Origin of the sequence: Nostoc sp. XA010, assembly GCF_020829625.1 — a bacterium.
Taxonomy (GTDB): domain Bacteria; phylum Cyanobacteriota; class Cyanobacteriia; order Cyanobacteriales; family Nostocaceae; genus Nostoc.
On the sequence record NZ_JAIVFX010000018.1, the window covers coordinates 55,749 to 77,202 of the forward strand.

Annotated in this window: 24 protein-coding genes and 1 pseudogene; 7 read left to right on the forward strand and 18 right to left on the reverse strand. The window is 41.3% G+C overall.

Annotated features, from left to right (window positions below):
• The first annotated feature begins 49 nt into the window (after positions 1–49).
• Positions 50–1,012 (forward strand): YafY family protein, encoded by a 963-nt coding sequence (locus LC608_RS23180; protein WP_229555803.1) that lies wholly within the window; start codon positions 50–52, stop codon positions 1,010–1,012.
• A 29-nt stretch (positions 1,013–1,041) separates the two neighbouring features.
• On the opposite strand, the gene LC608_RS23185 is transcribed toward LC608_RS23180, so the two are convergent.
• From LC608_RS23185 to LC608_RS23195, 3 genes are all read right to left on the reverse strand, one after another.
• Positions 1,042–1,590, reverse strand: coding sequence for a cysteine hydrolase family protein (locus tag LC608_RS23185; RefSeq protein ID WP_229555805.1), 549 nt, complete (start codon positions 1,588–1,590; stop codon positions 1,042–1,044).
• A gap of 94 nt (positions 1,591–1,684) precedes the next feature.
• Positions 1,685–2,476 (reverse strand): S-adenosyl-l-methionine hydroxide adenosyltransferase family protein, encoded by a 792-nt coding sequence (locus tag LC608_RS23190; protein ID WP_229555807.1) that lies wholly within the window; start codon positions 2,474–2,476, stop codon positions 1,685–1,687.
• A gap of 13 nt (positions 2,477–2,489) precedes the next feature.
• Positions 2,490–3,611 carry a carboxylate-amine ligase gene (locus tag LC608_RS23195; RefSeq protein ID WP_229555809.1) on the reverse strand — a complete coding sequence of 374 codons (1,122 nt, stop codon included), beginning with the start codon at positions 3,609–3,611 and terminating at the stop codon, positions 2,490–2,492.
• A gap of 718 nt (positions 3,612–4,329) precedes the next feature.
• Here LC608_RS23195 and LC608_RS23200 point away from each other — a divergent pair.
• Together LC608_RS23200 and LC608_RS23205 are read left to right on the forward strand one after the other, a co-directional pair.
• Positions 4,330–5,751 carry a pyridoxal-dependent decarboxylase gene (locus LC608_RS23200; RefSeq protein ID WP_229555811.1) on the forward strand — a complete coding sequence of 474 codons (1,422 nt, stop codon included), beginning with the start codon at positions 4,330–4,332 and terminating at the stop codon, positions 5,749–5,751.
• Positions 5,752–5,892: 141 nt separating this feature from the next.
• A complete protein-coding gene (locus tag LC608_RS23205; RefSeq protein ID WP_229555813.1) occupies positions 5,893–7,080 on the forward strand; it encodes a sugar MFS transporter in 1,188 nt (395 codons plus the stop codon).
• 220 nt (positions 7,081–7,300) lie between these two features.
• Here LC608_RS23205 and LC608_RS23210 read toward each other — a convergent pair whose 3' ends face one another.
• From LC608_RS23210 to LC608_RS23245, 8 genes are all read right to left on the reverse strand, one after another.
• Entirely contained in the window at positions 7,301–7,924 is a 624-nt protein-coding gene (locus LC608_RS23210; RefSeq protein WP_229555814.1) for a class I SAM-dependent methyltransferase, read from the reverse strand.
• 156 nt (positions 7,925–8,080) lie between these two features.
• Positions 8,081–8,449, reverse strand: coding sequence for a hypothetical protein (locus LC608_RS23215; RefSeq protein WP_229555815.1), 369 nt, complete (start codon positions 8,447–8,449; stop codon positions 8,081–8,083).
• Positions 8,450–8,821: 372 nt separating this feature from the next.
• Positions 8,822–9,055 (reverse strand): EF-hand domain-containing protein, encoded by a 234-nt coding sequence (locus LC608_RS23220; RefSeq protein WP_190920267.1) that lies wholly within the window; start codon positions 9,053–9,055, stop codon positions 8,822–8,824.
• A 315-nt stretch (positions 9,056–9,370) separates the two neighbouring features.
• Positions 9,371–10,330 carry a hypothetical protein gene (locus LC608_RS23225; protein WP_229555816.1) on the reverse strand — a complete coding sequence of 320 codons (960 nt, stop codon included), beginning with the start codon at positions 10,328–10,330 and terminating at the stop codon, positions 9,371–9,373.
• Between the two features lie 2 nt (positions 10,331–10,332).
• Positions 10,333–10,899 (reverse strand): cytochrome P450, encoded by a 567-nt coding sequence (locus LC608_RS23230; protein ID WP_308189913.1) that lies wholly within the window; start codon positions 10,897–10,899, stop codon positions 10,333–10,335.
• Positions 10,900–11,793, reverse strand: a complete 894-nt coding sequence (locus tag LC608_RS23235; RefSeq protein WP_229555818.1) for a 4-hydroxybenzoate solanesyltransferase — start codon at positions 11,791–11,793, stop codon at positions 10,900–10,902.
• Between the two features lie 247 nt (positions 11,794–12,040).
• The gene (locus LC608_RS23240) at positions 12,041–12,847 is read right to left on the reverse strand and encodes a methyltransferase domain-containing protein (protein ID WP_229555819.1); all 807 of its coding nucleotides are present in this window, start codon (positions 12,845–12,847) and stop codon (positions 12,041–12,043) included.
• 459 nt (positions 12,848–13,306) lie between these two features.
• Complete coding sequence (locus LC608_RS23245) at positions 13,307–13,582, reverse strand: hypothetical protein (RefSeq protein WP_229555820.1); 276 nt, start codon at positions 13,580–13,582, stop codon at positions 13,307–13,309.
• Between the two features lie 548 nt (positions 13,583–14,130).
• Between LC608_RS23245 and LC608_RS23250 the strand changes: the two genes are divergently transcribed.
• A complete protein-coding gene (locus LC608_RS23250; protein WP_229555821.1) occupies positions 14,131–14,292 on the forward strand; it encodes a CopG family transcriptional regulator in 162 nt (53 codons plus the stop codon).
• Positions 14,293–14,618: 326 nt separating this feature from the next.
• On the opposite strand, the gene LC608_RS23255 is transcribed toward LC608_RS23250, so the two are convergent.
• From LC608_RS23255 to LC608_RS23265, 3 genes are all read right to left on the reverse strand, one after another.
• Positions 14,619–15,020, reverse strand: a complete 402-nt coding sequence (locus tag LC608_RS23255) for a hypothetical protein (RefSeq protein WP_229555822.1) — start codon at positions 15,018–15,020, stop codon at positions 14,619–14,621.
• Between the two features lie 77 nt (positions 15,021–15,097).
• Positions 15,098–15,295: a DUF2811 domain-containing protein gene (locus tag LC608_RS23260; RefSeq protein ID WP_229555823.1), complete on the reverse strand. Its 198-nt coding sequence runs from the start codon at positions 15,293–15,295 to the stop codon at positions 15,098–15,100.
• Positions 15,296–16,069: 774 nt separating this feature from the next.
• Positions 16,070–16,261, reverse strand: coding sequence for a hypothetical protein (locus LC608_RS23265; protein ID WP_229555824.1), 192 nt, complete (start codon positions 16,259–16,261; stop codon positions 16,070–16,072).
• A 504-nt stretch (positions 16,262–16,765) separates the two neighbouring features.
• Here LC608_RS23265 and LC608_RS23270 point away from each other — a divergent pair.
• Positions 16,766–18,025 carry an AIPR family protein gene (locus LC608_RS23270; RefSeq protein ID WP_229555825.1) on the forward strand — a complete coding sequence of 420 codons (1,260 nt, stop codon included), beginning with the start codon at positions 16,766–16,768 and terminating at the stop codon, positions 18,023–18,025.
• A 251-nt stretch (positions 18,026–18,276) separates the two neighbouring features.
• Positions 18,277–18,621, forward strand: a complete 345-nt coding sequence (locus LC608_RS23275; RefSeq protein WP_229555826.1) for a hypothetical protein — start codon at positions 18,277–18,279, stop codon at positions 18,619–18,621.
• Positions 18,622–18,796: 175 nt separating this feature from the next.
• Here the strand turns inward: LC608_RS23275 and msrA are convergent, their stop codons facing one another.
• Positions 18,797–19,288, reverse strand: a complete 492-nt coding sequence (gene msrA / locus LC608_RS23280) for a peptide-methionine (S)-S-oxide reductase MsrA (protein ID WP_229555827.1) — start codon at positions 19,286–19,288, stop codon at positions 18,797–18,799.
• Positions 19,289–19,821: 533 nt separating this feature from the next.
• On the opposite strand from msrA, the pseudogene LC608_RS23285 reads away from it, so the two are divergent.
• A pseudogene (locus LC608_RS23285) lies at positions 19,822–20,094 on the forward strand (GNAT family N-acetyltransferase); the annotation flags it as partial.
• 87 nt (positions 20,095–20,181) lie between these two features.
• On the opposite strand, the gene LC608_RS23290 reads toward LC608_RS23285, so the two are convergent.
• The 3 genes from LC608_RS23290 to LC608_RS23300 form a co-directional block, all read right to left on the reverse strand.
• Positions 20,182–20,868: a hypothetical protein gene (locus LC608_RS23290; RefSeq protein ID WP_229555892.1), complete on the reverse strand. Its 687-nt coding sequence runs from the start codon at positions 20,866–20,868 to the stop codon at positions 20,182–20,184.
• A 104-nt stretch (positions 20,869–20,972) separates the two neighbouring features.
• Entirely contained in the window at positions 20,973–21,131 is a 159-nt protein-coding gene (locus tag LC608_RS23295) for a hypothetical protein (protein ID WP_229555828.1), read from the reverse strand.
• The gene (locus LC608_RS23300; protein ID WP_229555829.1) at positions 21,132–21,437 is read right to left on the reverse strand and encodes a hypothetical protein; all 306 of its coding nucleotides are present in this window, start codon (positions 21,435–21,437) and stop codon (positions 21,132–21,134) included.
• Positions 21,438–21,454 lie beyond the last annotated feature (17 nt).

Below are 21,454 nucleotides of genomic sequence, written 5' to 3' on the forward strand. Positions count from 1 at the left end.
TATTTAGGCAGTAAAGTAAAAAGTAGTTCCGATTGGTCTTGGGATAGTTATGCGTGCCGATCGCCTCCTCTCCATCCTGATGTTGTTACAGGTTCATCGTCAGCTAACGGCGCGAGATTTAGCAGAACGATTGGAGGTGTCTGAGCGCACCATTCATCGTGACATGGATGCCCTCAGCAGTGCCGGAGTTCCGGTGATGGCAGAACGCGGTAAAGGAGGTGGTTGGAGTTTACTCGACAGCTATCAAACTACGCTGACAGGACTTAACTTGGCAGAGATTCAGGCGCTGTTTTTGCCAAAGCCCACACACCTGCTAGCCGATTTAGGCTGGAGTCAAGCATTTGAAGCGGCTCTGCTCAAACTTCTGGCAGCAATACCTGCCGCCAATCGTCAGCAAGCAGAAATGGTTAGCCAGCGGATTCATGTTGATCCAACAGGCTGGCATCGGTGGGACGAGGAAATGTCAGCATTTCCAATCTTGCAAACAGCAGTTTGGCAAGAGCGGCAAGTACATCTGAGCTATGAACGCAGTGATCGTAAGTGTGTGGAACGGTTGGTTAATCCACTTGGACTGGTTGCCAAAGGCAGTGTCTGGTATTTCGTTGCCTCGGTAGATTCAGAGGTACGCTCCTACCGGATTTCACGAGTGCGGGATGCTATGCTTACGGATTACCCCTGTGTTCGTCCGGTTGAATTCAACTTAGCTGACTATTGGCAACAATCGATGGTTGAGTTTAAAGCCAATCTGCCTTACTATGGCGTGACGGTACGTGTTGCTCCAGAGGCTATGTCTTGGTTACGCTATGCCGGATACTTTGCCCAAATAGAACAGATTGACTCGCCCGATGCCGATGGCTGGACTCGCATCTGGCTGAGGTTTGATATAGAGGAAGCGGCTTGTGCTTATGCGCTGGGGTTTGGCGCACAGATGGAGGTGATTGAGCCATTAGAATTACGCGAACGCGTTTTGCAAGCAGCAAAAAAGACGATCCTGTTTTATACCGAACATTAAATTAAAAACGCACAATTTCTTAAGAATTTTTATTCTCTGTTTTTGTCTAGTGGTGCAGCTAGAAAACCCTCAGAAAGACCCGCCTCACGCAGACGAAAAGCACCAATATTCCGACTGAGTACCGCCAAACCTGCTAAGTGTGCTTGTAAGCCTGCTGTACTAGCGCAGCAATCAGTTAATACGATGGGTTCAATGCCAATATCGAAAAAATCCATCGCTATCTTCAACACACACATATCAGTGTCAATCCCTAAGATGAAAACTCTTTCAAAACAGTGCCCTCTAAAGTAGTCTGCCAGTTCATTTGGTATACCGCATAGCCCCAACTTAGAAAAAACTACTTCTGGTTTAACCCAAGGTTCTAATTCTGAAGCAATATTAGTTTCTGGCTCATGCGTACAGCTATGCCAATCAAGGAATTTTTGATAGGGGCCATCAGGTGCGTTGATAAATCTAGTAAACAAAACTGGTGCATACTCACCTCGCTCAATTAAATGAGCAACTCGCTGCGGGATGTGATGAGTGAATTCATTGATAAAACCGGATTGAACATCAACAACGATTAATGGATCGGACATGGGAAAAGCAATAAACAATAATGGTGAATCAAAAACTGAGGTAAGCTGTACTTTCTAAAAATTAAATTTTGATCTAAGTGACTCTGCACGGCTTTTAACTGATATTTATATGCGTGCCGATCGCTGGGCGATTAAAAGATTCCCAGGCATTACCACCTCTGAGGAAAACTTCCATCCAACGTATCTGTTCAGCTTGTGCATTAGTCCAACCACTGCTACCAGGCGCAAAAGCTAACTGTCCAGTTTCCACGGCAAAACTACCATCGCTCTTGGTTGCTTTGTGTTTGCTCTCACCAATTTGCACCCCTACAGTATCACTTTGGTGTGTCTTGGTATCCTCATCCTCATGCTTAATAGTGGTTTTCAAGTTACCGTAGCCATCAATATAAGCTATACAGTTAGACGGCACATCAGGTATATCAGAGGGGGGAATCTCCTCACCTAAAGCATCAGGTTGACCTAGAGCGATCGCCCCAGCCGCTTCTGGAAACAAATCACGAGAACGAAACTGCGAACCAGAAGCCGCTACAGCAGCCCAACGCAACTCTACTGCTAAATCGCGCACAAATGAAAAGGCATAACCCGCATTAACACCAATTACACGTACACCTGTTGGCAAGCGTGCAAAAGCAAGACGTTCGCCAGCATTCCCGGAACGTGCTTGCTCATCATCTTCACGAGGCGCAACATTGTGATAGATGATTGTCCCAGGTGGAGCTTGATTCAAACCCAACTGCGCGATACAGAATCCTGCTGCCAGTGTGGCAAAAGCTGGCACGGGTGTAAGTATTGCTTGGGCATCCGGTAGATGAAGCTTGATGCGCTGCACCACTTCTGCGAAAGCAAGATCGCCAAAGCCGTAATCAGCAATAATGTGAACTAGCATAAAGTCCTGTCTCCTATACTGACACTATCCCTTTTGCTGTGTCTTGGACAATTAAATCAACGACATTCTCTAAGCTTCCGGTTCGCTTGTAAACGTCACGCTGCCGTGTTGCGCCATTCCCGAACTGCATTGTTTGCTGTACAAGAGAGGAAACTTCATCCCATTCTCCATAGTCCTCAAGCGATGGACGCACGAAGGTAAGAAAGTTCTCAACCAACTCCCGTGCTGGGACGGCTCTCATAGTGGTAAAGTCGATTAAATCCTCATCTAATCCATAACGTGCGGCACGCCAGTGAGCAACACGTACAAGTTCGTGGCGAACTGCGGGAAACGGTTTATTACTCATGGCTTGTTCATAACAAGTCCGCGCCAATGCCCGTACAAGTCCTGCTACCATTACCGCTTCGTCTACCGTCTGGCAGACATCTGTGACTCGAAACTCGATTGTCGGAAAGCGTTCAGACAAACGCACATCCCAATAAATCTTTGTTGCCTCCGCTAGACTTTTTGTCTCCACTAAAACTTGTACAAGTGCTTCGTAGTCGGCTAAAGACTCGAAAATCAGTGGTACTCCAGATAGGGGCCATCGTCCCCAAATCTCGGTACGATAGCTTGCATAACCTGTATCTGTACCTAGCCAGAAAGGTGAGGATGCTGCCAATGCTAAAAGCGGGGATAGCCACACACGGGAACGGTTCATGACGCTGATTGCCGCTTGGCGATCGCTAATTCCCACATGTACGTGACAGCCAAAGATGACTAGCTCACGGGTGAGTTGCTGATAATCTTCCATCAGCGTTTGATAACGTTCTTTGGGTGTGAGCTGCTGTTGATCCCAGTGTGAAAACGGGTGTGTACCAGCGGCGGCAATTTGGTTACCATCCTTAGCCGCCGCCGTTATCACTTCACGACGCAAACGAACAAGCTCCAAGCGCACATCTGCAAGTGTTCTACAGATGGGCGTACCAATTTCTATCTGCGAACGCTGGGCTTCTGGCTGTACCTCCAAGCCAAGGGCTTTCTGGGCTTTTGGGAGAACGTGTTCCACACGCGAAGTCAGTTCCCGCGTCGTCGGATTGATAATTTGATATTCCTCTTCGACACCAATAGTAAATTCTTCAGCTTGAGATGACATACCTGGTGTTTCCTTTACTTGTTAAGGAATCTTATTGCCACGAGCGGCAACAGTACGATTAATCGGTCGAGTAGGGGCGAACTCTTTTAACAACTAGATGCACTAAATGTTTGCTAATAACTCCCAAAGTAAAGATGGCTTAATTCAATGAGATAAACATCACTCTGAGGTTGTGGATTACATTACTCCAAAAGGATGTTTGAAAACTCGCATGGTCAGAATTCATCCTGAATTCTGTATGACTGGCGTTTGAATAAATGGGTTTAATATCCCCTAAACATTGAAAATTTAGCGGTCTATAATGAGTGGCGGGTCTGAATCCCCCATTTTCTTGTTCTGATTCCTGTACATGGATAGCAGGACGTTTAGCCCATTTTGGCTTCTGGATTCTTCTAAAAATTTTTCTTTTGTAATAGGTATGACCAAACAATTCGCAATGGGCTAACGCCCCGCTCCGCTAACGCAATTTGCAATTCGCAATTTGATTAGGGCGAAAAAGCGAATTAATTGATTAATTGCCTAAAAGTGGGTACAAGCCCCCATTGATTTAATGGGCGAAAAAGCGAATTCACAATTGCGAATTGCTTTGACTAGCATTAATTTCGGACATTAAGACAGCATTACACGATATGAGACATTAGCTTTGGTACATATTAAAGCTTCAGATAAGATATAAAATATATTGTGTCAAATAACAAGTTTTAAACGGTATAACAATATGGAAAACAATAAAGAATACCACATGTCTTCAGATGAATTTCGTCATTGGGGATATCAAACTATTGATTGGATAGCTAATTATTTAGAAACAGTAGAGCAACTGCCTGTTTTATCTCAATTAGAACCTGGAGACATTAGAGCTAAACTACCAGAAACAGCCCCAGTAAAAGGAGAGTCCTTTGCAGATATTTTACAAGATTTAGATAAAATCATTGTACCAGGATTGACTAATTGGCAATCTCCAAACTTTTTTGCTTTCTTTCCTACAGGTATTTCTGCACCATCAATTTTAGGAGAATTAGTCAGTGCAGGACTTGGAGTTCAAGGAATGTTATGGGCAACTTCTCCAGCTTGTACTGAGTTAGAAACTCATGTTCTAGACTGGTTAATAGATATGTTGAAACTTCCCTCTCAGTTTAAATCTTCGACTACAGGAGGAGGAGTAATTCAAGACTCAGCCAGTAGTGCTTCTTTAGTAGCTTTGATAGCAGCTAGAGAACAGTTAAAAGCAGATATTAATCAACTGGTTGTGTACACTTCTACTCAAGCACACTCTTCAATTGAGAAAGCTGCCAGAGTAGCGGGAATTAAGCAAGAAAATTTACATTTAATTGAGGTTGATGCTGATTATAGAATGTGCCCAGAATTACTACAACAGCAAATTATTACAGATATTAAATCTGGGTTAATCCCTTTTTATATTGCTGCTACTGTGGGGACAACCTCATCTCATGCCATAGATCCATTAAGAGAAATAGGTGCGTTCGCTCAAGTATATAACATTTGGCTCCATGTTGATGGCGCAATGAGTGGTACAGCAGCTATATGTCCTGAGTATCAGTGGATTCATCAAGGATTAGAACTAGCAGACAGCTATTGTTTTAATCCTCATAAATGGATGCTAACTAATTTTGATTGTACCTGTTTTTATGTCAAAGATCGAGCTAAACTAATTCATGCACTATCTATCATGCCTGAATTTCTCAAAAATCAAGCTAGTACGTCTGGTAAAGTTATTGACTATCGAGATTGGCAGATTTCTTTAGGACGTAGATTTAGAAGTCTCAAACTGTGGTTTGTAATTCGGCACTATGGTATAGAAGGCTTACAGTATTATATTCGTAAGCATATTGCCTTAGCACAAGAATTTGCTGAATGTGTAAAATCTCATCCTCGTTTTGAGCTAGTTGTGAATCCCCCATTAAATTTAGTATGTTTTCGCCATAAATTGGGTGATGCAATTAACGAAAAAATTATTAACAATATCAACTCTTCAGGTAAAATCTATCTTACTTCCACCAAACTGGAGCAAAAATTAACTTTAAGAATGTCAATTGGACAAGCAACCACAGATAAAATACACGTAAAGCAGGCTTGGCAATTAATTTGTAAAACTGCTGAAGAGATAGAAAATAATTAACTCAATAAACACTAATAACCCCAAAAATAAAGCTATCTATTCCACCCAATACAGGGAGATGGGTATGAAGTTATTTTTGAGGATTATCAACTGAGTAAATCTAAGCAATCAAATCGTCTGGAGCAAAAGCATTTTTATCCGATGGGATACGATCAACGTAGCTTACCACCTTTGTGGATTGGGGTAGCGATCGCCTTATATGCCTTTATTGCCATTGGTGTTGCTGAAGGCGGATTAGGCGTTCTTCTGCCCTCTATAGTGTCTACATATAACTTGACTCCAGCCACTGTTACCCTGCTGTTTGTAAGTCAAATTAGCGGCTACATTCTAGCAGCATTCACCAGCAGTCTGGTGAGTAGCCGTCTGGGGTTAGCGCGAATGTTATTGATTGCTGCGGTTGTGCTGACAATGGCGCTGATAATTTACGCCACCTCACCTTACTGGTTGTTTATGGTTGCTGCTAGATCAGTGTTGGGATTGGGTATTGGGCTGATTGATGCAGGGATCAATACTTACATTGTGCAAGATTCGCGTAGTGCAAATATGATTGGTTTACTCCATGCTTTCTATGGCATTGGCGCATTATCGGGGCCCACAATCGCCACTACTTTGCTATCACTTGGCATGAACTGGCGACAGGTTTATTGGGTGTTAGCTGGCATCGTCAGCCTATTGATTGTAAGTGTCTTGGGTGCGATAATTTCTCGCTACACACCAATGACGCTACGGGTATCGACATCAAATACAACTGCCTTAGAAAATTTGGGGCGCTCGCTGCAAAATCCAGTAGTAGTGCTAACGGGGTTACTCTTGTTGGTTTATGTTGGTATAGAAGCTTGCATCGGCAACTGGGCATACACTGTGCAATCCGTCGCTCGCCAAACTCCCGAATTGATTGCTGGTTACAGCGTTAGTGCCTACTGGCTAGGATTAACATTGGGACGTTTCATCTTAGGTTATTTCTTGCAATGGCTTGGGGCAGTCGGCACAATCAGTATGTCGCTGAGTCTTTTAATGATTGGATTGCTTGCTTGGTGGCAACTTCGGGATCAATGGATTAGCTTACCCCTAATTGGCTTTGCATTGGCAGCAATCTTTCCCGCCACCATCTGGTTGATACCTCAACGATTACCAAATGACTTGGTTCCTGCGGCTGTTAGCTTTGCTACCAGCATCGCCAGTTTTGGAGCAGCGATCATACCCACTGGAGCAGGCTGGGTTGCAAGTTGGGCAAGTTTAGAAATTATTCCAATGTTGATGCTGCCATTGGCGCTCGTAATGGTGGGCTTACATTGCTGGCTAGTGCAACATTCGCTAAGAGGCAAGTAAGGTATTCATGCAGGGATTGGCACCTTAACTGTCTTATCAGTATATTTAAGCCAATTATTAAGGATTTTGCTCCCGATTCAAGCTTTGAAATTCATTGCTATATACCAATAAGACAGCCTGGGGATTGGCAGAGTTTACAGTTTAAGCACAAGCCTTGAAAAAATATACCAGCCGTCAAAACAATTCAAAATTCACGCATGAGTAATTTCATTATTAAGATTCACTTTTTGAACAAGAATGATACAAGTCTGGGTGGTTTATTTTGATCTTGCTCATGCCACCACTCGTTGAAATCCTCAAGCTGGAAACCATAATTTTTGGCTGCCTGAAAAAAATCTGATAGGTGATGTATAAATGCTGGGATTTCAATCACTTCTTGATTTCTTTGAAAATTAGCTTTTGTGCCTCGATACTGTCTGAATGGATGAAGTTCACAAATGAAAAAGTATCCTCCTGGAACGAGTACACGGGAGGCTTCTGAAAAAATTTTTGACAAATCTTTGATGTGTTCTAAAACGAGATTACAGGTGATCAAATCAATAGACTTGTTGCTGCAAATCCATTGCTTTGTAATGTCTGCGGTAATGAACGTCACGTTGACTGAATTTACTTTCTCTTTCGCCTTCTCGATCATGGCTGTTGAAAAATCAACTGCATAGACTGTTTGGGCAATTTGTGATAAAAGCAAAGTATTTTTGCCTGTGCCACAGCCAATTTCAAAGACTGATTTACATCTCTTACGCATTAAGATTTCTTTAGTAACGATTTGATCCAAATCGCGCGTCAGGTTTTGATCAGCATCATAGGTGGTTGACCAATTATCGTATGCGGCTTGAACACTCATATTGACTCAGAAATGGCTACATTTTGGTGAGTAGAATTATCCTACATTTACTTATTATGCAAAATATTCCTATTAAGCTTACGAGCTTATGTGTAACTCGATGGATGGGCTGAGGTACAAAGCCCATCCTACCGCGCTTGAGTGCAAACGACATTCTTATTTCTGTTTGCAGGTTGTGGTAAGTTCTACATTGTAGAAAGTCCCAGGTTTGGGATTAATTGAAGGCAACTGCTGGATAAAAGCATTAAATGTTGTATTGCTTGTGCCGAAGCCAGCTTCAGCACAAGCAGATAAACCTCCTTCGATGGGAATAGATCCGGTACTGGGACTATATACAATGAATTTATCAACAGTGCCAGTGCCAACCCCAAACCCAATAATCTGACGAACTGTTCTCAAAGCTCCATTATCTAAGGCACCACCAATGCTGCCAATACTGATATTAACCGCACGACTTTCAGCCACAGCTGGCGCACTAATCGACAATACTGCCCCAACAATCATCAAACAGGTGAACTTCAACATTATTCTCGACTCCAACAAATTGAAAAACTAATAATTAGGTTTCGACATGATTACTTCAGCATTAGGTCTTTCCTTTTCTGAAGAATGTTAATTTCTTAAAAATTCTTTATAAAATCGCCTTTGCAGACAGACCCCTGGCTGTCTAATGTCTAATCAGTATTTAAAGTATTTAAAGGCTTGAGACTCAAGCTACTGTGGGGCATCGAAAAGCAGTTGAGCAAACTTTCAATCGCAAAAAGCCAGCCTTTCACCTCCAAGGTCATCCATCGGGGCTAGCGAGTCACCAATGACCATGAAAATTGCAAATCCCTCAAAACGTGGGCGCTTAGAGGGATTTTGGGTATTGATATTTGGTATTGGGTTTTTTGACAGCTAGGTTAAATTATCTGCTTTCTTAACGGCTGACTTTAATTCTTCAAAGGTAATACTACCGTCAGAGTCTGAATCATAATTTACTAGCAATTCCTGGGGAGTACTGATATTCGTTTCTGATGAAATGATTGTACTTAAGCCAGGACTTAAAAAAAGATCATTAATGGAGATTTTGCCGTCTTGATCGGTATCTAATTTATTAAAAAGAGATTGAAGCTCTTGCTCGGTTGCCATAAGGCTTGATTCTGGGTCGAATTGGAATTTAGTAGTTGATTTTGGCATTGCTTTTGATGCTCCAAGATATATCCTAGAAAGAACTTCAAGCTCTGAAATTACCTTGACGGGTGCAGTGGGACGGGCAGGAACATACATCTATCAAGATTCTGCTGTCAATATTACCCTGAGTTCTTCATATACATCAGTAGCTGAACCCACTTCCCTACTAGGTCTATTGTTTGGAGTTGGTGCAATTGCTGTCTCTAAAAAAGCTGGTAAGACGAAATCTGAAGCATAAATTACTCAACTCTTTACCAAAGCTTTATCGATCTTCTACACCACCGCCAACCAATCGCACACCACAGACCTACAGTCGCTCCCAAAGTTAACCCAAACTTGCCACTGCCCCAGATATCCATTCCAGTAAGGTTCACTATCAGCAACGCCGATAGCTTTGCCAACTTTTGAGACTAATTCACTGTAGAAGGAGCCAGCGCTATCCAAGCCTTGCTGCATTTTCAGTTTCAGCCCTTTCCAGGCTTGTTCTTGGGGGCTGGACACTACCTCTTCTAATATTTGGGAGGTTGTGTCAATCACTGGTGTCGACAAAACTATATTATTCGTGACTGACACCAACTCACAAGAAAACGCTTCATCTCGATTGAACCACTGCCCAAAAATTGAATCACGCTGATCATCAGGAGCAACAAAGCGATAGACGCACTCCCGATTTTCACGCTTACCCAACCGACCGACGTAATCCAATTTCAAATCAATCTTGGCAAGTAACTTCTGAGCGATCGCCACAGGGGTAAGTTTTTCTGAGATACTGACATTCAGGTAATTCTTGATAACGTGCCGATGTGCTACAGCCAGCGCTTTAAACTCCACCATCTTTTCATCAGACCCCCGCAACTGAACGTCTGGCGTAAGAAACTGCAACAGATTTAGATTTTCCAGTAACAACACAGCAGGCAACATCTGCCCCTTGTTAAAATCTGGTTTCCAAATCGAATTTTCCCCTGCTTCCAACTGCGTTTTTGCTCGTTTGGCATCACGGTTCGTCAAAAACTCTCGCCCCAGCGTCAAATAGTAGTGCATCCGCAGTTGAGGATACCAGCCGTCGTCATCTTTCTCCACAAGCTCAGGGGTAACATCAACTTCATAACGACGGGACAATTCCGCCTTGCGCTGTTGATATCGCTCGGTTTTCGTTTTGGCACGTTTATCTTGCAGTTTCTTCAGTTCGGTTGGGGAGAGTTCAACAGCAGGGGTTGCAACGAGACGCGGCAAGTTTAACAACCAGTATCGGCGGCAAGATTCATTTTTACTCCACCTTGAGGAGCCAATAAAAAACCTCGACGAGATAGAGTAACAGGCGTTTTTTCCTCTAATTTCAATTGATAATTTAAAAGAATCGTCGCCAGAATTAATTCCATTTCAAATAGAGCAAATACTTGACCTAGACATTGACGAGAACCTCCTCCAAAAGGACAAAATTCATAAGATGAATATTTCCGATTAATAAACCTTTCCGGTTGAAAATTTTCGGGTTGGGGATATAAATCTTCTCGGCGATGAGTTAGGTAAATACAAGGTAGCACATATGTCCCAGGAGGAACGTGATATCCTCTTAAATTAACAGAGCGTAAAGTAATTCTAGGAAAAGTGAAAAGAATTACAGGATAAATCCGCAAAGTTTCTTGACAAATTGCTGTTAGATAAAGAAGTTGAGCAATTTTGATCGGATCGGGAGTATTTAAACCTTGTAACTCATACAACACTTTCTCATAGACTTTTGGTTGTTGATGAATCCAGTACAAAGCCCAAGCGAGTGCAGCGTCCTTGTTAAGTTCCTCAATTTATAATTTTAAAAAACTGAAAATCATCCCAAAAAGCAATACAGAGCTAATCCAGACATTTTGAGTGAACATTTGATTGTAGGCAGTATTTGGAAGTTCTGAGTCAAGCAATTGTATAAACTGCCAAATCCAAGCACTAGTTGCAATTATCAAACTAATCCAGAAACTCAGTTGCAATTGCATATAAAAGCCTAGCAAACCCAATAGTAAGGCAGCAGTTGCATAGCAAACCATAACAGCAACAGGAGCATATTTACCAAAAAACAGAGCGCTGGACTTAACGCCAATCCGTTGGTCATCCTTGCGGTCAGACATAGCGTAAATAGTGTCGAATCCCACAGCCCACAGGGCAGTTGAGCTACACAGCAACCAAGTAGTAAATTCTATCTGCTCATTCACCGCAGTCCAGCTAGTCAAAACTACAAGACCCCAAATTATTGCCAGTAATAACTGGGGAACTGGAAATACCCGTTTAGATAATGGGTATAAAATAATTACCGGAAGTGTTCCAACCCATAACCAGAACGAGAGTGGTTTTAAAGCAAAAGCCAGCATTGCATTCAAGCCCACAGAGATCACAGCAACCATGATCCCGACAGAGACTGAAAGCGCACCAGAAGCTAAGGGACGCTCACGCGTTCTTTCCACTTGTGCATCAATATCTCGATCGCACAAGTCGTTGATCACGCAAGTTGTAGCACTAGTAGCTAAAGCAAAAAAAATGATCAGGTTAACAAGTGGTATTGATGGCATTCCCTTCGCTGATAAAACAATACTCCAAAGGGCTGGAATTATTAAAATTAACCGTCCAGTGGGCTTTTCCCATCTTAGAAGTCGGACAATTTTATGCCAAAAAGGCTCTTTTCTTCCTTGAGATTCTGATTGAGTAAGCATAAGTTGGCTCCCACTGCATTTGTAGTTACTAATGCCAAGTTCATTATGATCGCGCCTACAGATTAAATCCTAATTTCTGAATTACGAATTACCAATTGGTATTAATTATCCTGTCTGAGAATGGTAAACAGCTTATCTTTCGTATTTCAGAGGTTAATCAACTATGATCCGCTTTCAGTTGTTCATTAGAGAATTGATTTTCTCTTCACAATCCAATAACTCTGTAAAGCCTCAATAAACTGCATAGTTATTTTCGCGCCCAGATTTGTGTCACACGAGGGATGCCAAACAGTGTTGTTTCGTCCTCTGCCAACTCTCTTATTTGCTCTATAGTTTGCTTAATCTCTTCTGGTGTTGTTATTCCAGTTTCAATTAAAGCATCAGTTGCCTCTTTGAGTGACAAATCTATTAAACGCTTAGTTTCTTTGTGAACTGCGACAGGCTGCACTACAAAAATTTCTCGCGTCAGCAAGCCAGCATTTTGAAATATTTCGTAAAGCTTGCTTCCCATACAAAAGTGCTGGCTACGAGTGTTACCTAGTCTAAGGAAAAGCTCAAAACAACGGTCGTAGCTAGGGTTAGCAGGTTGACAAAAAGCAGTGCTAAAGTCGGCTTCCTCACACACTAACAACCCATTAGGCTTGAGTAGTGCCAGCATTTGTTCTAGTGCATCTTTAGGGCGAGTCAGATGGATTAGCAAAAAGCGGCAGTAAACTAGGTCAAAGGAGTTATGAGGTAATCCTGTATTGTAAGCGCTGCCCAAGACAAATTTTACATTGCTTAAGCCAAGTGCGTCTGCATTTCCTCGTGCCTGTTCTACCTGCTCTGTACTCACATCTACACCAATAACTGAACCGTTGAATCCAACTTGCTCGCCTAACCAAGTGGAAACACTTCCAATACCGCAACCAATGTCAGCTATATGCATCCCTTCACTGAGTCCAACTCGCCCAAGTAAAAACTCTGTATATGGCTTATGGATTTGGTGAAGAATTTGCAATCGATTTGCGCCTACTTCTCCAGTGGCTAGTGTATAACGGTCATCATGTATCATTTTTTCTTCATCTTGGAACTGCTTGACTTAACTAATTATTCTTAAATCTATACGAAGAATTAGAGCGCTTGTAAGTCTTGTAATTTGTAACTAGGAGGTTTAATCACCTATTACAAGGCTTACAATTCCCAGTTATATTAATAACGCTATTTTGTGTCAACTAGTCAACGGATTTGACTTTGTAAACATACAGACTAAACTAGAAGACTACGCCAGAAGGCAAGCCATTGCTCAAGAGAATACTTGAGGGATTAGTGGATAATAATGGCAACGAATTGGAAAAACATAAAGTTAGTTTACCTGGGTGGCTCAGACTGGAAATTATCTACGGTCACTTCAATGGCAAGCTATTAAATTTAATGAGTGAATAAGTACGATTGCACCGAATCCAACCTAATAAAAAAGCTGGTTTTAATTTAGGCAGCTTTTTTATTATAATGAAATAAAAAACGCTAAGGCTTAAGTACAATACGGGAAGCAACCTACTAGCAAAGGTTTTTTCTTATCTACAGCATTTCTATTTTGAAATTGAGTTTGTTTGATGCTGTAATTAATTTTCAGCCCCTCGTCTTCTAATGTATTTTGCTTTTTAATCGCTGTGTTTAAGGTAGGTACATTCAGATTATTCTCTAGAGTCACACCCTGATTGATTTTGGCACTAGCAGAGTTTCCAGAGAAAGCTATTGTGCCACCGATTACGACTCCTAAACCTTTAGCCAAATTCCAAACATTCATAATTGTATTCCGCCTTTTTTTTACCAATTCTAAATAAGCATATACTGAAACCAGTAATTTACACTATGCTTTTGTCCTTGGTGAGTTTTTATTTGATCTTTCACCAGAAAGTTTAGTTTCTATTAGAAAATAAAGCTTCAAACCTTGATTGGTTTGGAGTTTTAGAGCTAGCTTCAATAATTGTTTCCAACAGTGACACATATTTTCAATGTTTGCCTGAATTAAATATATGCAATTAACTCTAACTTGTCGTCCACTCAGAGTTGAAACTTTTGTACGATACAATGATTGATGAATCAGTCCATATATTAATGGAAGGTTGGCTCCAACTAAAGTTGGAATCAAAATTCAAACTTTAGTACGACTTACTTACAAATTGACAATCCCTCGTTTAACGCCAACAATCACAGCTTGAGTGCGGAGCAACAACGAGAGTTACAGTTCCACTTTTGAACTCCCTTTCACCATCTACCTTGCAAGTAGTCTTGAAATTGGCAGGTTATTGGGGTGGTTAACTGCCATACCTTGTTAACTTTTGGAGCAATATTATGAATAAAAAATGGGTTGCTAAACGACTTACAATCAATCTCACATCAAGTGAAACAGAGAAGCTGGAAAAATACTGTTCAATTACTGGCAGACCAGCAACCGATGTAATCCGGGAATTAATTCGGTCTGTGCCAATTGAAGAAGTACAAAATGCCAATTAGCAATTCATCTAGGGGAAGCGTAAGAGGTTTTTCTTTCCTTTCCCCCAAAATCCAACAAGTATTGATACTACACTTACCAGCGCATTATTAAAAAAGCTCCTGAATCGACAAAATTTCAATAGCAGCAGTAACTCGAAGTGATGGGCGATGATTATGTGTGTAGAGAGGGCTGGCATTTAGTAAACCGTATATAAAACAAAGCCCTAGATTTTACCAGGGCTTTTTAAATTGAAAACTCAATTTTCAATCAAAAATATACAGAGCTAAATAAGTGTATAAAAGTTGATGGGATAATTCTCTATTTTTGAAACAGATGAAAGCCAGTTTTAGTTAGCTGGATTGAAGCTGAGTACTTGAGAGAGCAAGGTACGAGCAGATTGCGCTTTTAATAGTGCTGCTTGGTGATCACTATAAGCACGAACGAGGCGATTAAGAGTGCTGGCACCAATCTTGGCTTTTTCAAGTTCTTCACTCCTGACTGGTTTTCCATCAAGCATCTGTTCAATTAAAGGCTTAATATCACCTGCTTCAAGGCGGACTTTTTGTAGCTTTTCTATAGTATTGAGTAAGGTCTTGAGTGAGTTTAAAATATCATCACTATCCAAGACATTTCCCACTGGTTGAGCCACATCTTCAACATCGTCTACGAGGTTGGGTTTTGCTACATCTGAGAGTGGCGATACTATAACAGTTGATGTTTCCGATTTTACCTCGTTTTTACTTCCCATTAACCCTGAGTGAAGGAATCTTTTTGAGTGTATCGTTTGATTGGCCTTTTCTTTAGCATGACTTCTAGGGAATAGCATTAGCCGCGACGAAACAGAGTTTCGAGATAAATTTGGGAAACACTGCGGTCACCATCAGCATTTTGCAGCAGAAAGAGAGAAATAGCTGCGGTAATAAGGCGACGTTCATCCCAATCAGGATGTTTTTCTAAGTAGATGTTGAGAGATTGATGTAGGGTTTCAGGAAGGGTAGTAAAGATGTTTTGGGTAGAGTTCATCCGATCAAAGCTTCCGAAAGAGCAAATTATAGAGACAATAAGCTAGAGGTGATGCAGCGTTTGGACTGTTTCACCCCGTTCCTCGCTTGCCAAACCACCTGCACTAACAACTGAAAGTTTTATACAGTTGATGTTCAAAATGGAACGGACGACAAAGGCTAGTCGATTTATTGTGTGCTGATTGGCTCAGTTTGTCAATGTTGCAAAATGTTAATGAGAAATATAGAAAAAATAAATAGTTACGTGAAAACGAGGGTTAGAAGCAGGTTTTGTTTACCTTACGTAATAATAACTCAGTAAAGCAGACTGATGGCTACACTCATGACAAAATCCCCAGTGGGTGAACAGAAGCCGATTCTCTTGTAAAACAGCTGTGGAAAACAGCAGAAGTACCTGTGGAAACCCTGTGGAATCTGCCAGAAAAAGTAGAACTAATGATAAGAATTGCAAAAAGTGAAGATGGGTAAGTTCTGCTATTGCCAGGGGCTGAAAACGCAACAGAGTATTTGCAGTGTTATTGGTTTGTTAACTACCATTACTTGAACCTATCCCACTAATAATATTTGTGCTACAAAGCTTAAGCTTATTGAGAACTGAAAACGAAAAATTAAGGTTTTCAAGCACATTTTACGAAAAGGAGTAGGGATTTTTAGAATAGTGGGATAGGTTCTTTGAACAAATTAATTCTCTCTAAAGGCTACGGGTGATAACTCTCCTGCTGGCGCGATGAGAGTACTTTTGCCACTGAGGTTTCCACCGAATGAATTAACCACTTCAATGGTTTTGATAAATCGAACCACGCCCAGCTTTTGCTGCTGCTTCAGCACTATAGTAAATCGGATAGTCGCCGAATATCGTACCATCTGGGCTAACAATCCGAAACTGCCAGCATTTATCCAAAGTGTAAAATACGACTAAAACACGAGAGTGAATACAGACAACTGAATGAATTTTGGTGGTAGTCATAGTACTGTGCGCTTGCTGAATACTAGTAAAGCAGCCATTCTCATAACGAGAATAGGTATAAATACGTTTCAAGTGAAACTAACAGATCAAGCCTAGTTATAGATGTTCTAGAAAACTTTTTAACATTAGCACTTTTCGCAACTAACTTAAGTATGAATAATAGTCTATCTTAAGTAAGTTTTTGTCAGCTATATGCAGCAATTAGATTGTTATTTGATAGTTACAAAGAGCTTTCCGTAAAAAGAGTACCTAAAAATCAAAGGTTTTAAGTACTCTTTATCTAAACTAGGATTTAGACATTGTACAAATTAGCCATAATGTTGCTTTTCATTTCGGCTTTTCAGGCATGTCAGCTCTACCGCAGGTTCAAATAATTTGACTACCCAGATGCTGAGATATGTTGTAGTCCAATCTCCAAGGGTACTTGGCGTGTCAAGAAAGCAATATCAGGGTCAGGGTTTTGGTTAACATAGAAATTCCACTGACCAAGAAATCAAATAAACTATGCCCAAGACTTGGAATATTAAAATAGATAACTATTTTCAAGCCAATCTCAATTGCATTATCGCCACAGCCCATGTAGACAGCTTCCCTATAGACCTGCCCCTAGAACCGAACATCCGCGAACCGAACCGTAAAAGCGCGACCTACAGACAAATCTTCGACTCTCTGACGACCGAACCTGTAAAATTCTTCTCTCGCCACAGTGGAATCGTTCTGTCAGCCAATAAAGTTAAGCCCAACAGAAATAAAACTGAACTCGAACTAGAGATTTTGGAAGTTAACGAGGGCGGTAGCGATGGGATTATCAACGGTGGTCACACAGTTTTAGCATTTGAGCAAGCGAAAAATTACAAATATGATTTAACCCAAGCTAGGGTAAAAGTTACGATTCACATTGGACTGACTGAAGAATCAGCCAAAGATATAGCCCTGGCTTCAAATACCACAACGCCAGTAGATTCTCGCTCTAAAGTCAACGCCAGAGGTGATTACAAATTTATCAAGCAGTATTTAGTCCAGTTAGAGAGAGCAGAAGATAGAAAATTCCGCATTGCCTATTACCAAAACCAAAGCGGCGCACCCAGAAACGCTCAGTGCAATGTCACCCATTTGCTCAAGCTCCTTTACTGCCTCGACAGAAATAAATACAACCCCGACGGCAATAAACGAACCAAACACCCCGCAGGGATGAGTCTTCCAAGTAACATCACAGACGCAGAAAGGGAAAGATTAACTGCTTTACTGCCTCTGCTAACTCATGCTTTGTGGATAGAGCAAAGACTCTACGAAATAATCCAAGAACATATCAGCAGCCCCAGAAGAAAAGGTTCCAACGATTTAGCATCAATTGATATACGTAAAACTACATTGTTGCCTGACAGCAAATACTCCTTTGGGTTTGGTGCGCCAACTGACCTCGTGCTACCGATAATTGCGTCCTATCGGGTATTTTTGGATAAGGACTATAAATGGATTCTGCCATTTGACGAATTCGCTGAAGATTTCCTCCAACACCTGTGGGCTAACTATTTCCGCAAATATTTGGTGTCGGAGAAAACAGCAGGAAATACAGTCGGTACAAAAATCAGCCGCAATCAAGAGATTTGGGAAAGTTTGTATATCTCTGCACAAAGTTATCTCAATTCTTCCTTGGTGAAAATGGTTAACTCCAGTAAGTCAGAAGAACCGAAGGTGACACAAGGTGCAAACAATCTTGGCAAAGGGAAAAGGGGTCAACTCAACGCAACCACTGGAAATTAACTGTATCTCTGACAACTCCATCTCTTCCACAAGTTCCCCAAACTCACTTTTATTCTGAAAGCTTGACAGGTGGTAAGTGAACATCCAGGTTATGGGCGTAAACTTTGATGAAGTGCTGGACATTGGGCTGTGGGCGATGCTCGGGAGCATGTACAAGGCTTACCGACGCACCAGAAGACATCACTATGTATGTGAGTCTTGTGTATAAAGTTATGTTAAAGTGTGTGCGAGTCTGAAGTGCGTTTTCCTAAATGCGAATGCTATTAATAGCCAATACTGTTTTTGAAATAGGAATTGGTTGCGTATTTCTCTTGTTTCCAACTTTGCTTACCCTGGACAGCCAACTGTCTATTTCTTTACTGCGGGTAATTGGATGCGGTGCTTTGTCTTTGGGGACTTTGAGTTTTTTAATGCTGGATTTGACTGATAAAAAAGAACTAAAACCGGGATTAATCGCTTTGTCTATTTTTCATAGTCTGGTAGCGAGCGCCCAAATTTACAGTTTTGTTGGTAGCATGATTAATACACTTGTAATCATTGTACATTCAGTCTTTGCAGTATTATTTATCAGTGTTTTATGGCAGCGAATTAGATAAATTTAAAAGCGCTTCAGTTCATAGCACATCCGTGCATGACCGATCACTATGTAGTAATAAATAATGAATGACTTGCCGCCCTGGGCTAAACTTCAAGCAAAGTTCCCTGATATGTATAGCAAGTAAGGGGATTTGCAGCATTGGACTTTTAACATCCCCTCAATCCAGCGAAAGATTAGCCTATCCTGTAAGACGCTCGTCCCTGCTTCTCCAGATATTGCTGATGATACTCTTCTGCTCTGTAGAATTGCGATGCAGGTACAATCTCCGTCACAATTGGATTTTTGTGATAACGAGAAGTACTTTCAAGCTGCTCCTTGGAGGCTCTTGCTAATAATTCTTGCTCTGGAGTGTGGAAAAATATCACTGACCGATATTGATAACCAACATCTGGCCTCTGGTGGTTTGATTCTGTGGGATTGTGCTTATTCCAAAACACATTTAGCAGTTCATCAAAAGATACTATTGCTGGATCGTATTCCACTTCCACTGCTTCAGCATGTCCAGTTTTGCCTCTACAGACATCTTCATAGGTTGGATTCTCAAAGTGTCCGCCACTGTAACCAACTGCTGTAGAAGTTACTCCCTTTACTTGACGAAATGCTGCTTCAACTCCCCAGAAACAGCCTGCTCCAAATGTCGCTTTTTGTACATTAGCGTTTTGCATATTTTTGACAACTCTTTTGCGATTATTTTAAATGAAACTCATCAAATCAGACAGCTCCTTTATAAGGAAATATTTTCTAAATACTGCCTGATTTATTTTAATTATTAGAATTACACACTATCCTGAGATGACTATTATATAAAGCTGAATCTTATCTAAGAATTGGAAAAAATAGTGAAATCTAAAATTAATAGATTAGTAGCACTAGGCAGAGTTAAAAATTCAAATTGGTTTGAAGTTCTGCACTAAGCCTTGTGCCAGACAGAATCTTTTGTCCAAAGTTAACGAGTTCATCAAGTGTGGGTTTAGTGTTTTGTTGCTGGTTTGGCTTGGGTATCTCATATTTGCCAGTGCGCCACAGGGATGGAAGGACTTCGTGAAACACAAGGGCGCTGAAACCGTTTGGCAACTGGTTTACGAGATTTAAAGATCAGGCGATAAAGCCCTGCCTCAGCCATAGTCACGCTGGGCTTGACAAATAACGTCGCAATTCCGATAACTGCGCCCCAAAGGCAGCCATAACAGCAAACGGTCTTACTGCTTACGAGCTTAAAAAGTTCGAGCAGGAGCGCAGCGAGATTTACATCTACGATCTAGCTGTTGCTGCCGCACACCGACGGCAGGGGATCGCAACGGCATTAATTCAGAAGCTGAAGGAAGTAGCAGCAGCATGTGGAGCTTATGTCATTTTCGTCCAAGCGGATATCGGTGACGATCCAGCCATTAAACTTTATACAAAGCTGGGTGAGCGCGAAGACGTGTTGCATTTCGACATAGCAGTTAATAGCGGCAATGACAATGCCTAATGCCTATCTAAGTAGTGGCTTTTCGAGAAGGGCATACTGGAGAGCGGGTCAATTTTTTACAATCTTAAGTATCACATGAGTCCTAGATCAGGAGCAATCTAATGGATGATAATCTGGGCAATTCTCATTATCCCATCCATGCGCGTGAATTCCACAGACTAACATATTCCCGTCATACTCAATTCCATGATAGTTAGCGCAACCGATACAAGCTATTGGTCGGCTAACTTGGTCATCAAAATCAAAATCAAAATCATCATCCTCCGATTCATTAACTCGAACTAAGGATGCATTACAGTTGGGGCAGGTTTGAATATCTTGCCCTTTACCTTCAACTAGACAAGTGAGCGATTGCCACGAAGTAATGGGCTGACCACTGTTGCTAATATGACTAGTGAGTGACGAAAAATAGGGGTAACTGCATTGGCATACGACCACCTCAGCATCAGTATGCGTCGCGTAATGATCTTCTAGATATTCTTGGGCAACTCTCCAGTTCTGTTGCTTAGAAATACTTTGTGGCTCGCCTTCATAGTTTACCTCCCACAGTTGATCATCGTGAAAAATCCTAAGAGAAAATGATGTATAGTCATGAGCAAGATTTTCTAGTTCGCAATGACTTTTGGCATTTTTGTAATCAAAATTGCGATGCTCAACTATTAACTTATGTTCACGGGGATAGGTCTGGATTACCAGATACTCTCCTTCATAAAAGGGATTGCATTTGGTAGCAATTCGAGGGTTGAAAAATAAGAAATCCTGTTCAGTATCCATATAAATAAATTGTAATTTTTCATTTGTCAAACATAGCTGATGCGGCAAACACTGATATGTTTTGAAGATTAATTCTTTTCTTTCGCTAGTCTCCGTGCTTAACTCTAGGCAACAAATACAATACTTGAACAAGCGGTGAAATTGACTACGAATGCAGGCGCATGACCATCAGTTAGCAATAGCATTACTAAAAACCCAATGCCGACTTGAGTTGTTTGTTTAACTAATGAACTGAGGCGATCTCTGATATCAAAAATCTTCATTCATCCTCCTAACCCAGGAAAAAACTTACTCCAAACACTTTGCCCTTTTGACGCTGATTCTTGTGAGCCTAAAACATTCTGTACCCCTCGCTGATTACTCTGAAGCTCCTGCATATTAAGAGAATGAATCGTCTGGGCTAACTCTGGATTGTCTTCTAACAGTTCGGCTTCAAGCTCCAATTCCTGCTGCAACAGTTGGGCATTTCGGCGCAATAACATCTGCTGATTGTGTCGCTGTCTGATAAGGGATTCAGTCAGATGTAATTGTTCTTCAAAACTCAAATCATCGCATTCGCCATTATACATGAGAATTCTTCTCCGAT

Bases quoted from the DNA above. Each gene is read 5' to 3' on its own strand.
- LC608_RS23180 (WP_229555803.1), top strand. From the start codon at position 50: ATGCGTGCCGATCGCCTCCTCTCCATCCTGATGTTGTTACAGGTTCAT.
- LC608_RS23185 (WP_229555805.1), bottom strand. From the start codon at position 1,590: ATGTCCGATCCATTAATCGTTGTTGATGTTCAATCCGGTTTTATCAAT.
- LC608_RS23190 (WP_229555807.1), bottom strand. From the start codon at position 2,476: ATGCTAGTTCACATTATTGCTGATTACGGCTTTGGCGATCTTGCTTTC.
- LC608_RS23195 (WP_229555809.1), bottom strand. From the start codon at position 3,611: ATGTCATCTCAAGCTGAAGAATTTACTATTGGTGTCGAAGAGGAATAT.
- LC608_RS23200 (WP_229555811.1), top strand. From the start codon at position 4,330: ATGGAAAACAATAAAGAATACCACATGTCTTCAGATGAATTTCGTCAT.
- LC608_RS23205 (WP_229555813.1), top strand. From the start codon at position 5,893: ATGGGATACGATCAACGTAGCTTACCACCTTTGTGGATTGGGGTAGCG.
- LC608_RS23210 (WP_229555814.1), bottom strand. From the start codon at position 7,924: ATGAGTGTTCAAGCCGCATACGATAATTGGTCAACCACCTATGATGCT.
- LC608_RS23215 (WP_229555815.1), bottom strand. From the start codon at position 8,449: ATGTTGAAGTTCACCTGTTTGATGATTGTTGGGGCAGTATTGTCGATT.
- LC608_RS23220 (WP_190920267.1), bottom strand. From the start codon at position 9,055: ATGGCAACCGAGCAAGAGCTTCAATCTCTTTTTAATAAATTAGATACC.
- LC608_RS23235 (WP_229555818.1), bottom strand. From the start codon at position 11,793: ATGCTTACTCAATCAGAATCTCAAGGAAGAAAAGAGCCTTTTTGGCAT.
- LC608_RS23240 (WP_229555819.1), bottom strand. From the start codon at position 12,847: ATGATACATGATGACCGTTATACACTAGCCACTGGAGAAGTAGGCGCA.
- LC608_RS23245 (WP_229555820.1), bottom strand. From the start codon at position 13,582: ATGAATGTTTGGAATTTGGCTAAAGGTTTAGGAGTCGTAATCGGTGGC.
- LC608_RS23250 (WP_229555821.1), top strand. From the start codon at position 14,131: ATGAATAAAAAATGGGTTGCTAAACGACTTACAATCAATCTCACATCA.
- LC608_RS23255 (WP_229555822.1), bottom strand. From the start codon at position 15,020: ATGGGAAGTAAAAACGAGGTAAAATCGGAAACATCAACTGTTATAGTA.
- LC608_RS23260 (WP_229555823.1), bottom strand. From the start codon at position 15,295: ATGAACTCTACCCAAAACATCTTTACTACCCTTCCTGAAACCCTACAT.
- LC608_RS23265 (WP_229555824.1), bottom strand. From the start codon at position 16,261: ATGACTACCACCAAAATTCATTCAGTTGTCTGTATTCACTCTCGTGTT.
- LC608_RS23270 (WP_229555825.1), top strand. From the start codon at position 16,766: ATGCCCAAGACTTGGAATATTAAAATAGATAACTATTTTCAAGCCAAT.
- LC608_RS23275 (WP_229555826.1), top strand. From the start codon at position 18,277: ATGCGAATGCTATTAATAGCCAATACTGTTTTTGAAATAGGAATTGGT.
- msrA (WP_229555827.1), bottom strand. From the start codon at position 19,288: ATGCAAAACGCTAATGTACAAAAAGCGACATTTGGAGCAGGCTGTTTC.
- LC608_RS23290 (WP_229555892.1), bottom strand. From the start codon at position 20,868: ATGGATACTGAACAGGATTTCTTATTTTTCAACCCTCGAATTGCTACC.
- LC608_RS23295 (WP_229555828.1), bottom strand. From the start codon at position 21,131: ATGAAGATTTTTGATATCAGAGATCGCCTCAGTTCATTAGTTAAACAA.
- LC608_RS23300 (WP_229555829.1), bottom strand. From the start codon at position 21,437: ATGTATAATGGCGAATGCGATGATTTGAGTTTTGAAGAACAATTACAT.